General features: G+C 37.5%; 16 protein-coding genes. 2 read left to right on the top strand and 14 right to left on the bottom strand.

What is annotated here, in order from left to right; all coding sequences use genetic code 11:
* Nucleotides 1-8 precede the first annotated feature (8 nt).
* The gene (locus A3GQ_RS0114410; RefSeq protein ID WP_028777648.1) at nt 9-200 is read right to left on the bottom strand and encodes a hypothetical protein; all 192 of its coding nucleotides are present in this window, start codon (nt 198-200) and stop codon (nt 9-11) included.
* Nucleotides 201-225: 25 nt separating this feature from the next.
* Nucleotides 226-2163, bottom strand: a complete 1938-nt coding sequence (locus A3GQ_RS0114405) for a tetratricopeptide repeat protein (RefSeq protein ID WP_028777647.1) — start codon at nt 2161-2163, stop codon at nt 226-228.
* Nucleotides 2164-2517: 354 nt separating this feature from the next.
* Between A3GQ_RS0114405 and A3GQ_RS0114400 the strand changes: the two genes are divergently transcribed.
* Complete coding sequence (locus tag A3GQ_RS0114400) at nt 2518-3789, top strand: MFS transporter (RefSeq protein ID WP_028777646.1); 1272 nt, start codon at nt 2518-2520, stop codon at nt 3787-3789.
* A gap of 50 nt (nt 3790-3839) precedes the next feature.
* On the opposite strand, the gene A3GQ_RS0114395 is transcribed toward A3GQ_RS0114400, so the two are convergent.
* The 8 genes from A3GQ_RS0114395 to A3GQ_RS0114360 all read right to left on the bottom strand — a co-directional run bounded on the left by A3GQ_RS0114395 (nt 3840) and on the right by A3GQ_RS0114360 (nt 8045).
* On the bottom strand, nt 3840-4373 hold the full coding sequence (locus A3GQ_RS0114395) for an SMI1/KNR4 family protein (RefSeq protein ID WP_028777645.1): 534 nt from the start codon (nt 4371-4373) through the stop codon (nt 3840-3842).
* Entirely contained in the window at nt 4373-4759 is a 387-nt protein-coding gene (locus A3GQ_RS0114390) for a hypothetical protein (RefSeq protein ID WP_028777644.1), read from the bottom strand. Before A3GQ_RS0114390 ends, A3GQ_RS0114395 begins: the two co-directional genes overlap by 1 nt.
* 113 nt (nt 4760-4872) lie before the next feature.
* On the bottom strand, nt 4873-5316 hold the full coding sequence (locus A3GQ_RS0114385; protein ID WP_028777643.1) for a TadE/TadG family type IV pilus assembly protein: 444 nt from the start codon (nt 5314-5316) through the stop codon (nt 4873-4875).
* 11 nt (nt 5317-5327) lie between these two features.
* Nucleotides 5328-5735 carry a TadE/TadG family type IV pilus assembly protein gene (locus A3GQ_RS0114380; protein ID WP_028777642.1) on the bottom strand — a complete coding sequence of 136 codons (408 nt, stop codon included), beginning with the start codon at nt 5733-5735 and terminating at the stop codon, nt 5328-5330.
* A 41-nt stretch (nt 5736-5776) separates the two neighbouring features.
* Nucleotides 5777-6160: a hypothetical protein gene (locus A3GQ_RS0114375; RefSeq protein ID WP_028777641.1), complete on the bottom strand. Its 384-nt coding sequence runs from the start codon at nt 6158-6160 to the stop codon at nt 5777-5779.
* Between the two features lie 162 nt (nt 6161-6322).
* Nucleotides 6323-7039, bottom strand: a complete 717-nt coding sequence (locus tag A3GQ_RS0114370) for a hypothetical protein (protein ID WP_028777640.1) — start codon at nt 7037-7039, stop codon at nt 6323-6325.
* Nucleotides 7020-7430, bottom strand: a complete 411-nt coding sequence (locus A3GQ_RS0114365) for a hypothetical protein (protein ID WP_028777639.1) — start codon at nt 7428-7430, stop codon at nt 7020-7022. Before A3GQ_RS0114365 ends, A3GQ_RS0114370 begins: the two co-directional genes overlap by 20 nt.
* Before the next feature lie 21 nt (nt 7431-7451).
* Complete coding sequence (locus A3GQ_RS0114360) at nt 7452-8045, bottom strand: hypothetical protein (protein WP_156877739.1); 594 nt, start codon at nt 8043-8045, stop codon at nt 7452-7454.
* 469 nt (nt 8046-8514) lie between these two features.
* On the opposite strand from A3GQ_RS0114360, the gene A3GQ_RS27155 reads away from it, so the two are divergent.
* Nucleotides 8515-8808, top strand: a complete 294-nt coding sequence (locus A3GQ_RS27155; protein WP_156877738.1) for a hypothetical protein — start codon at nt 8515-8517, stop codon at nt 8806-8808.
* 163 nt (nt 8809-8971) lie between these two features.
* On the opposite strand, the gene A3GQ_RS0114345 is transcribed toward A3GQ_RS27155, so the two are convergent.
* From A3GQ_RS0114345 to A3GQ_RS0114330, 4 genes are all read right to left on the bottom strand, one after another.
* Nucleotides 8972-10120, bottom strand: a complete 1149-nt coding sequence (locus tag A3GQ_RS0114345; protein ID WP_028777636.1) for a hypothetical protein — start codon at nt 10118-10120, stop codon at nt 8972-8974.
* Between the two features lie 18 nt (nt 10121-10138).
* On the bottom strand, nt 10139-10645 hold the full coding sequence (locus A3GQ_RS0114340; RefSeq protein ID WP_156877736.1) for a hypothetical protein: 507 nt from the start codon (nt 10643-10645) through the stop codon (nt 10139-10141).
* 131 nt (nt 10646-10776) lie between these two features.
* The gene (locus A3GQ_RS0114335; RefSeq protein WP_156877735.1) at nt 10777-11370 is read right to left on the bottom strand and encodes a hypothetical protein; all 594 of its coding nucleotides are present in this window, start codon (nt 11368-11370) and stop codon (nt 10777-10779) included.
* A gap of 8 nt (nt 11371-11378) precedes the next feature.
* Complete coding sequence (locus tag A3GQ_RS0114330; RefSeq protein WP_028777633.1) at nt 11379-11972, bottom strand: hypothetical protein; 594 nt, start codon at nt 11970-11972, stop codon at nt 11379-11381.
* Nucleotides 11973-11976: the final 4 nt, after the last annotated feature.

Below are 11976 nucleotides of genomic sequence, written 5' to 3'. Positions count from 1 at the left end.
CCACCTTTTTAGGAGTTGGTAAAGTTGACTTTGATATCTCCTTCTCCGCCTGGCCCAACTTTAGCAGGCATCGGTGAAATCTGAATGAAATCAGGTTCCAATTCCAGAAAAGGAGTTACTACTTTTGTATCTGCATGGATTACCGCTATCGGAATAGCAATAAGAAACAGAGAACAAAGAGTTAATTGGAATAGCTTCACACGCACGTTACTCCTTTCTGGCAAACTACTTCATTGCCTGAGCTTTTGATAGCGCGTTTTGGTAGAGACGACTACTAGATTCGAGCTTGGTTGCCTGTTGGAAAGCAGCCACTGCTGCAGCTTTATTATTTACAGCCATGTAACAAACCCCTAATTGATAAGAATACAACGCATTGTTAGGATCACGCCTAACCGCTTTTATGGAAGATTTAATGGCAGAGTCATAGTTTCTGAATATATAGTAGGCTCGTGCTTTGTAGTAGTAAGCTTCTGCATTTTTATCATCTATTTTGTGTACTTCTGTAAATTGTACCCAAGCTGAATCGAGCATTTCTTTTATTTGTTTTCTTTTTTCCTCAAGCCGTAAACTTTGATTGAGACGTAGTTCGTCTTGTTGTTTCAAATACAAAAGTCCAAGCGTGATACGATAATCGACATTTTTGGCATCTAATTGAACTGCTTTTTTTTCATTTTCAACAGCAGCCTGCACATTTTTAGCTTGTAATTGGATTAGGGCAAAATCATGGAAGTACAATGCTTTTTTCGGATCTTTCAAAACTGCATTTTTCATACTAGCAACCGCTGTATTACTATCCTTTAGGACATTGTAAATTTTACCGCGATGATAATGAACACTCGCCAAATTGTTATTCAGCTTTACTGCTGTATCAATAGCTTCTTTTGATTTCTGGTAATCTCGAACATAGTAATGAAAAACAGCTAGTTGATCAAATAGTTTTGCATCATCTGTAAAATAAACAGTTGCTGCATTCATGACGGTCAAACCTGATGTGTAATCCTTTTGAAGTCCATAGAGATTGGCAAGGTGAACGTAATACTGCTTGGTCTCTGGATCAAATGCTAAGGCTTGTTTTGCGAAAATCATCGCCTTATTCCTATCCTCTTTTTCATATGCTTTTACGGATTGGTTATAGAGACCGACAGCTTTCTGTTCATCTTGTTCTACTTGTTGAATGATTTTAGCATCGATCAGAGAAGCAGTATCTGGACCAGGTTTCGCTAATAATTGAGCCAAGAAAATAAGTGCAAGTAGTCCTAATGCTACCCAAGTAACCCAAGCAGGTAACTTCTTCTTCTCTTTCTTTTCCTCTACTTTCCCTTGAGCATTTTTAACGTCTTTTACTCCAAAGGAATCCAGTACTGACTTTTTGGAAGGTAATAGCTTCTCTACAAAGGATTTTCCAGACTTCTTTTCGTTATCTGAAACGAGCTCGATACCTTTAGGCTTTTTACTGCCAAATGAATGCGCCCATTTCCACAGCTCATGTAAAGGAGGTCGCATAGCAGGATCGGGTGAAACACTTTTCATGATCCAAGATTCTAATTCGACTGGTGTATCATCACGTAAAGAACGGAGTGGTCGCAATTTATTTTTATGTTCATCGATGTTCTGACCAGTTAACATAACAAACAATAATTCGGCTAATTGTTGAGCTAGTTCTGCTTCACTGTATGCATTAGCATTCTCTGTTGGAAAAACGGATATTGGTCCCCCGTATAAAAACCGAATCTTTCCTTCTTCTATCACCATATTTTGTGGGTCGATGAGAGCAAATTCACCTTGTGATTCACATTCCATTAGATGATTAGAAATGGTTTGAGTAATCTCAGCTATTTCCCCCAATGCAAGTGGTGCATTTTGGTAGAGATAAATCCCCAGTAGATTTCCTTCCATCTTCTCAAATACTTGATACAAGATACCATCTTCCACAAATACCTCTTGCAATGGTACAAAAATATTCTCGTTCCGCAATGGCAGTTTGGCAATGGTATCTTCATCAGGTACAGGTTGCAATTGAATCGCATGGATAAAACGTGTCGGTGTTTCCTCAGGATCAAACGAGTCAAAAGTAGCATAGTATAAAACTCCATCAACAAAAGGGAATACACTAATCACTTGGTAACTGCGTTTAATTCGCTCTCCTTGTTGTTTTATCTCCATAGCCTCTCCTCACTCTATCAAACGTACATTTTCATATCCCCTATTGTAACATGAGTAACTCAAACGATGAATGGCATTTTGGTTATAATCTGGCGAACTATCTCAACAAAAGGGGATAGGACACAAGTCCATTTTAGGTTGGTGAATTGGTATTCCTAACATATTTCTTCTATCACACCAGTTCATTTTATGTATAACGAATAATTTCCTTCATCCACTATATCTTATTCCGCCAAAAAATTCATATAATAGTAAAAAGTAATCCTTTTACTAAAATTGGCATCAAAAAAATCTTATTTCTATGTTTTGATGAGAACTCCTAACCTCTATAAAAATCGATGAAGGAGGAATATCGTGGACAAAAAATCGGTTCGTGCTTGGATATGGTATGACTGGGCAAACTCTGCATTTGCAACGACAATGATCGCTGCTGTTATGCCCATCTTTTTTTCTGATGTAGCGGCAAAATCATTGTCCAAAAATACTGCTACTGCTTACTGGGGATACACAGAATCCATTTCCTTGGTCTTGCTCGTCATCCTCTCCCCTATCCTTGGCTCTATCGCAGATAAAGCTGGTAAAAAAAAGCAATTTCTACGTTTTTTCACCTATGTAGGCATTGCCTCTTCGTTATTGATGGCCACCATTGGAGAAGGAGAATGGATGTGGGCTGTCGCACTTGTGATTGTTGGAACGCTTGCATTTGCCTCTAGCAATATCTTTTATGATGCTTTTCTCCCAGAGATTGCAGATGAAAAAGATCGAGATATGGTTTCCAGTCGCGGCTATGCTTTTGGCTATATTGGCGGCGGTGTCATACTGGCACTTCAATTGGTGTTGATCCAACAGCCAGCTTGGTTTGGATTAACTACTGTTTTGGCAACTCAAATTTCATTCGCTTCTGTAGGAGTTTGGTGGTTTCTATTTTCTATCCCTTTGTTTCGTCATGTAAAAGAAACACCCAAAAAAACAAATGAGAGTTTGTTGAAGTTGAGTAAAAGTAGTATCCGCCAAGTAGTCCAAACAATTAAACAACTGCCAAAGTATCCGGAATTACTGCGCTTCCTCATCGCTTTTTGGTTTTTTAATGACGGAATCAATACCATCATCAAAATGGCTACGATTTATGGAAGAGAAATCGGTATTGAGACAAGTGACTTAATTCTTGCTTTACTGATCACGCAATTTGTTGGTCTTCCTTTTACGCTATTGTTTGGTAAGTTTGCTGGGTGGTTTGGAAGCAAAAGAACTTTGATTATCACGATCATTATTTATTTATTCATTGTGCTGCTGGGATATTGGATGACTACTTCTTTTCATTTTTATGCACTTGCTATACTTGTTGGAATCGTCCAAGGTGGCAGCCAAGCATTATCCAGATCCATCTATAGTCAACTAGTTCCTGCCGGCAGAAACGCTGAGTTCTTTGGATTCTATGGATTATCTGGTAAATTTTCCGCTATTTTTGGACCCTTTGTTTTTGGATTAGCTGGACAACTGACTGGTTCCAGCCGCTTCGGCATTCTCTCTCTGGCAATTTTCTTTCTCATTGGAATAGCATTGTTATGGAAACTCAATATAGACAAAGGAAAACAAGAAGCAAGTCGTGATATTCATCCCCAATAACCTGACAAAACGAAGGCCATTTGCATACCATCTTATGGCCTTCTCCTTTTTCAAGGATGAATAAACTGTTGAAAGGTATGGTTCCGCAAAGGAAATCTAGACCACAAAATGTCCGAGCTCACTTTTCTTTCTAGAGCTTGAACAAAAAATGCAAGTGATCCCATGTGGAAATGTTCCCAGCGATCACCGCGGGCTTCATTAATCAGAACCGTCCATCGATCAGAATCATGTTCCCATCCAGATCGAACCAACCAAAAAAGGTACTCCCCACTATCCGTTGTTGCCCACGGAATAATTCTACTTCCCAATTCTTCTAACTCGACAGGTTTTCTCTCCCATTCCCATAATGATTCATACGCTTCTACTCGCTCTTCATGCAACTCTACTAAGTCATAGTATTCATTGTCCGGTTCTAATAAATAGAGATAATCCTCAAACTGGCCTCCACTATATATTTCTACTGTTTGCTTATAGTCAGATGGTAACGTTACTCCTAACTTCTTTTCAGCCGTAGCCCAATCAAACTGCTTTCGCTTACTTGGGGGAGGAATCAACTCTTTCAATCTAGCCAGATGGACACTCATTATCTCCATCCTCTTTTTAAACGTCTTTTACTAACCCATATCGCAGTAGGCCAAGTGAGAATAACGGTAACAACCAAACTAGAACCAGGACTTTTTAGAAGCATGCCATATGCAAAATACGTATATAAATAATTCATGATTACAATAAGTGTATTTGCTAGAAATACGTGCAAGAAAAGCTGTTTATCAACATGCTTTCCTATCCAATACCCGATAACAATTTGTCCAATAATAACTGGAGGTAAGGTCAATACAATGATTGCTGTATTTGGCTCCATCTGCACTTGAAACAGAGAAAAGAATAGATCGAAAATATAGGAAAGAGCAAACATAATAACTGCGCCGATTCCACTAGCCTGTAGAATACGTATCTGATTTAATTTCACTTGATATACTCTCCTTGATACCGGTAATCACAATGGAATCATTTCATAGGAAAATAATACTATAATTTATAGGGAAGAACCACAAAACAGTGTCTGTGATTGATACGCGATCCTTACTCTGTTATGGATTCCATGATAGGCATATCACTTAAAACATTGGATTTGTTTTGTTGCCTATCATCTAGTAACGGAGTTGTAGCCTGTTCTTTAAAATGAAATCGATAGGGTGTTTGCAAAAGAACAAGTTTCACCTCCGTTTTTATTTGTACCAAAGCCTCGCCATTCTTTTTTTCCACTGATAAATCAGCCATCTGATAACTACTTGTGGGAGGGAAAGATAACTTTGCCTGCTCTTTGGCTTTTTCTTCATCATTTGTATATGCCATTACTCTGGCGACATCTCTAACTACTGCTTGCGTTTGCATCATCGCTAATCCCAAGATGACCAGTTGCCATAAGAGTAACAAACATAGAATAAAACATGGCACCAAAAGAATAAATTCAATCGTGGGAGAACCTCTCCGATGTTTTTGACTCCAACTAAATATTCTGCGCACACCTATACCTCCTAGTACAGAATCTTCCGCCAATTACAAGCAATTGTTTGCTCAGGCCCATAACCTTTGGCATGAATGGTCCAACGATGTAACACTTTTCTACTGGCAATTACAGAAATCTTACCTTTCCTACAAATGATCTCTCCATGAGCATCCCCGCCATTTTGCATTACGATTCGCTGAACTTGCTTGGCTAGATTTTGTTCGGTTGAATCTTGCGGAACAGGGGAGAAATTGGTCGATAACAGAACATTCTCGACCTCCAAAGGAATTTCTTTGTTTTTCATATATTGTGTTGCTACCATTGCGCCCGCATCAGCTGCTGTAATCAGACGAGTATACGAAGTCCAAAATATCGACAATAAGACAATCGTTCCGGCCAATAGCAAAAAAACGGGAAGCATTCCCACACTCATCATGGTTACACTTCCTCTTTTTGCTTGTAGTATGTGTAATAACTTCATTTTCGGCGTACCAGAAGTGCAAGTGGATAGGAAGGTACACAAAGCACCAAAGCCACAAATGGTGTAAAGGCAGCAAACCAAAAAGCATTTGTTCCAGATAAAAAGCCAAATACAATGAGAAACAAATACAGCACGATATTGGAAAAATAAACATGCGAAAAAAGATAAAACCAGCGTCCACCAACTTTTCGTCCTAACCAAAAACCCAGCACAAACTGAGCGATAACTTGAATAGGCAAAAAGTATTTGATAATCTGCTCATTTGTAAGCTGAAGCGGGGATACTCCTTGAGCCCCCATAATAAAACCTGTTACAACACTACCCAATAATAAGCAAGCAATCGTAATCCCTACTGCTTGCAAAATGCGAACTTGGTTCATGCTTTTTAACTCCCTGTTTCCTGGTACTCATTTTGCATGGTCTTTGTGCCATAAATGCTAAAATTCTACCAGATGTTCTCTATGATTTTGTGTACAAGATCATATTCCTCATCGATAAGAATAACATATTCTTTTGATCAAGACTCAGTTATTATCCATGAGTCAGCGTATAACGTACGCATTACTCTCTTTATCCTCCAACTTCGTTCTGCTTATACGTATTTCTTCCTTCCCATCCAAGTAAAGAAAAGTAACGTAGATGGTGTACAGTGGAAAAACCAGTGTACCTAGTAGAGGAGGGACAAGCATAGCGAGTGGATGTCCTCCTGCATAAAGACTAAGTACATAAGTAGAGCCATCCTGAAACAGTTTTAATACACTCAATGCACTAACAAACAGCATGATATTTTTCCCTAAATAATGAAAGCCAAGATCCCATGCTGTCCTTATCCCCACTTTCCAATTTTTCGGCTCCAAATATAAAGCTTGTGGAAGAAATAGCATCACAACAAATAACAATGCTCCTGGAATAATAAACAGATGCAAACCTGGATAGATCAACAGAAAAAAAAGAGAAAATCGAAGACCTATGGACCAAAAATAATCTACTATTGTCCGTAAAAAACGTATAATAGAGACTTCTCCTGACTCTTCTATTTGCTGTACGATTAAAATAAAAGGGATTTGTGACAAAACAAAACACACAAGGAAAAGCAGCCAAGTGTGTACCGTAGCGATACGAAGATCAAAAAACAGCGGAAACATGGAACTTCCGAGCCAATAGACCAGTTGTATTGGCAATACAAACAGCAGACACATCACACTGATCAAGGCGGCATGCTGTCCAATGAAATGGATGCTATCCTTCCAAGTATTCACGATGCTCCCTCCCTTCTAATAAGGATTCATCACGATCATATTTAGCCCATAAACGATAAAAAAAAGCCCCTAAACATGCGACTCCATTTGTGAATACTAACCCAATCGGAATAACCGTTGGATAGAAAACCATGCCAAAAAGGTACTTCGTAACAAGTAAATTACAAGTTGCTAGGAGAAACCCCGCTAAACAAGCAGTCGTATATGGATTTTCACTCCGTCTTGCCGCAAAAAAACCAGCAAGCACATAAGATACAAATAGGATCGCATACTCCGCAAACAAATCCATCTGAATACCTATCACGCTAATGAAAACACCATAAAAAAATCCTAAAACAAGTTGCACCAAAAAACCAAACCCCGTGACTTTTGTAGCCTTCCACCAAATCATTTGCTTATCACATCCATACTCTTATAAACTAACTTTTTTCTTAGGTTTCCAATTCGGGTCACGATACTGAATTGATGTTGCCATCAAATAAAAGTTGAGGTAATAACCTACAATAGAAGCACCCATTGCCCGAACCGATTTGGCGACAAATATGTCTTGCATAAAAATAGTTAATATCCACGCTATGGGCAAAAGTAAAATCATATACTTGCCTATTCTATTTAATCGACTCACATCACTAAAATTTCGTGAGATTATTTCTTTACTAAACACAAAACTAAATATGGTAGCAATCAAATGAGATATGAGTAATAATACTCCTAAAGAAGTAGATTCTTCTGAAATTCTCCACAAAGCTATCATAAGTAGCAGAAAGGTAACATTGAGTAAAATATTTAGAGGTAAAACTCTTGCCATCCGGCTGTTTTGCAAACCTAAAAGAGCTGCGATAATAGCCCATAAAAACCAAATAGTGATGATAAATAGATCGACTTTCCACCAAAGATCGGACCATACTGGGCTAACAGCTACAAATAACCCCGAAAAAAAAGGGAGAATGGCTATTATCAGTGATTGAATAATATATTCAACTTTCGACATCGTCTTCCAAAACATAACAAACACTCATCCATCCCTAAAAGTTTCCTGTTCCTGTTCCTGTTCCTTTTCCTTTGGAGACATCCATTCTGGTTCGTGAAAACGAATACTCATTGCTACTGCATCTAAATTTAGATAGTAAAACAAACTGCAAAAATATACATCTCGAAAAAGAAATATTCATAGAAATAATAAATCCACGTGAGCGGGAGAAACAGAACGATTTTCATTATGGTTCGGCCACATGCAAGCGGTACCCATTCACCAAATTATATTGTTGATTCTCCTTCTGTTGAGAAATTTATCTTTTTATAAACTCTTTGAATTTTGTTTTGGCTCCCACTCCGGCTCTCTAAATTTAATGGATGTAGATACAAGATAGGGATTAAGAAGAAAAAAACATATACTCATCCCAAAAGAACCGACAATGTTACTCATATCATAGGTATAGTTGGGAATAGGAAAAAAAACGAGATATAAGATCCATATGAAAGGACAGGATGCTGTAAGTGCCAACCAAGCTTTACCGATGAGAGTTAAGGAAGAGAAAGATTTTTTAATCAGCGTTTTGCTGTATACATATCCAAAACTGGTATTTATCAAATGGGAAGCCAGCAAAATCCACCCCATTGTCTTTAACTCACCTGTAACCCTCCATACAATAACAAGGCATAGAGCAAAGGTAATATTCAGCATTAAGATAAACGAAAAAATTCGTGGAAATCGTCTATTGTGCCAACCAAATATTGCAGAAATTAAAACCCAACCAACCCAAATATAAAGCAACTTTTTTGTTATATCCCACCAAATAGCAGACCATGGGTTTATCATAGCTGCTAAATAACCTATACCAAATGGAATAACAATAGAAAATAGCATAGCTACTATATAGGCAGGTCTTGTCATAAGATTCCATTGATTAAAAATAACAATCTACCTCCTAATCATTTGAAAAACTTTTTAACTGCCTTTTGCAAATTCCCTAATAACTTATGGGTACCATTTGCTATTATCCTATTTGGGTAGGTCATAATGCGAAACGATCTACTTACTACCCAAGTTAAATGATCATGTACTTTATCAACAACCGCTTTTGCAGCTTTATTATTTCCTACATACAACCCCATAAAGAAACCAACTACTAATGTTGTTATTATGAAAGCAATCGCTGGAATAGATATACCTAAAATAAAAGCACCAAGAGAGGCAGCGGCCGCAGTTAAGATTGAACTACTTATACCGACAAGGGCCCCAACGGCAAAGTCTACAGGCAAAGCTGCTAAATATTTGGAACTTATAATCGTTTCATCCTTATTACTCCCAACTGTGTAATCCATGGTTGTAACAAAAGCACTGAAACCCAGTCCTACACTACCTGTAAACTTCCACCATGCTACTTGTCTGGTTTGCGAACTAAATATCAAGAATGATTCTTTAAATGTGTTTGAACCTTCAATATACGTACTTTTTAATAATTCTCGTAATCCCATCTGCCGACTAAATTTCGCGCTAACTTGGTTGTAAGCAGATTTATTAAACTCTTCTTGTGTATAACGCTTGCCACGAACCAAATCAAGAAAACCATAGCTGGTTAGTCTATTGTGGAAACCCAATAAAACTTTGTTGTAATACCATTTGCCTAAATCAAATTTGCCTATGGTATGATCTCCGCTTACTAACCATTTCCAACGCGTTGTCCAATAGGGAGGTTGTTTTGTGCCAACGATTCTTACATCTCCTCTATTATTGGCTTTAATCACTTTGAGGAGACGATTATTGTGCACATAATTTCTCCCCATAATCGCAGGAATGACATCGCCAAAAACATTCCAAAGTACTTGCGTATAAATGCCCCCATTACCCCAACTAATAACATCGAACCCTTCTGATTGCTTTTCCGATGGCTTCTTTTCCTTCTCTTTCTTCTCCTCTAATTCTACCCCTTTTGGTATATATGGCTTAATCTTTGGATCATAAGGTTTATATTGCGGTTGTTGATAGGGTAGTTCGTAAGCAAACACGGTCAAAATAGGACAAAAGAAGAGCACTGCTTGCATCAATAAAACAAACCATATAATCCCTTGCTTCTTCATACGAAAACTCCTCATCCATCATCCATTCTTAAAAGTTTTCTGTTCCTTTTTCTTTGGAGACATCCATTCTGGTTCACGAAAACGGATACTCATTGCTACTGCTCCCAAATTGAGATAGTAGAAACAAACTGCGAAAAAATACATCTCGAAAAAGAAATATTCATAGAAATAATAAAGCCACGTGAGTGGGAGAAACAAAACGATTTTCATTATCGTCCGACCGATATCACTGACTTTTTTGAAATTTCTTGTCAAACATTCCTTGCTGTAGATATACGAAAAAACTACATTAAGAAGGTGGGAAAAAAGCAATAAATGAGCAAACATCCCATTCTCATAAGACAGTCTCCACAATCCAACCAAGCATAAGAATAGCGTTGTATTTGACAGCAAAATAGTCGGAATCAAAGCAAAAAATCGCATCTTTTGAAGGCCTACAATTCCCAAAACAGCATAAACAATAGCAAATCCATAGTACACACGTAACGTTACATCCCACCAAAAACGGGACCATATGGGAAACAATGCTGTAAAATACCCTATAGATAGTGGGAATATCCCTAATATCAGACCAGCAAAAATAAATCCGCCACGTGCAGGCGGTATCCATTCACTAGATTTAATTGTCGATGCTCCTTACTACGGGAATTCATTTTTTATAAACTCTTTGAATTTTGTTTTGGCGGCTCCCAATCTGGCTCTCGAAAACGGATAGAGGCTGAAACAAATGGGATGTTTAAGAAATAAAAACATATAGCTGCTCCATAAACTTTTATTATTCTAACGGTAAATAGATCTTGTTGAATCACAATTATCATCCAACAAATCGGTAATAGAATCGAAACAAGTAACCCGATTTTAACTCCGCGTTTTCTATATTGTTTTGAAGAAATCTCTTTACTATAAATGTAAACAAAGAGTGTTAAATACAAATGGGAGAAAAGAAGAAAAACACCCAATACCATAGACTCATTTGTTATTCTCCACATGGGAACAAAGGATAACAAAACAGTAATGTTCATCATAACCATGTAAGGAAACAATCTTAAAAAGCGATTATTGTGCCATCCGAAAATGGCACATAAAAATACCCAACCACACCAAACATAAAAAAAATCTACTGTAAATCCCCACCAAAAATCTGACCAAGGTTCTACGACAGCTGCCCCAAGTCCTGCAAAGAAAGGTAAAATAAAAATTGGTAGTGACCAAGCTATATAACTACCTCTCGATAATTTGTTCCAACCCATATGTGCCACTAAAAACGTACCTTTTCGTTTGGATTCCAATCTGGATCACGAAAACGAATGGAAAGCGAAACAAAAGGTAAGTTTAAAAAATAAAAACAGAGAGCAAAAATAAATGATTGAACCATTGCTATACGAAAATAGTCTAATGAAAAAAGATATACTATCCAAATTATAGGACAAACAATCACAATCCCAAATAACACACGCCCTAAATTTCCTAATGCAGAAAACTTCTTTAAACTCCATTCTTTACTGTAGATGTAAGCAAAAATAGTAATCATTAGATGGGAAAATACTAGAATATATCCCAAATTGGTAGATTCATTTGCCACTCTCCATAATGGAACAAGCGCTAATAATGAACCAATATTTAACATAATGATTAGAGGTAAAAGTCTAGCTAACCTATTATTTTGCCAACCGAGCAATCCACAAACCAAAATCCAACTGATCCATAGAAAAAATAGCTTCACAGTTACATTCCACCAAAAATCAGACCACGAATGTATAAATGCAGCAACTAAGCCTGTCATGAGAGGGAAAATAAACAAAAATAGCATATACAAAACGTAATTTAGTCTTGTCAATGGAACCCAAACCACAGAT

The sequence above is a fragment of the Shimazuella kribbensis DSM 45090 genome, assembly GCF_000428065.1.
GTDB classification, from domain to species: Bacteria; Bacillota; Bacilli; order Thermoactinomycetales; family Thermoactinomycetaceae; genus Shimazuella; species Shimazuella kribbensis.
This window is presented reverse-complemented; position numbering and strand designations above follow the sequence as displayed.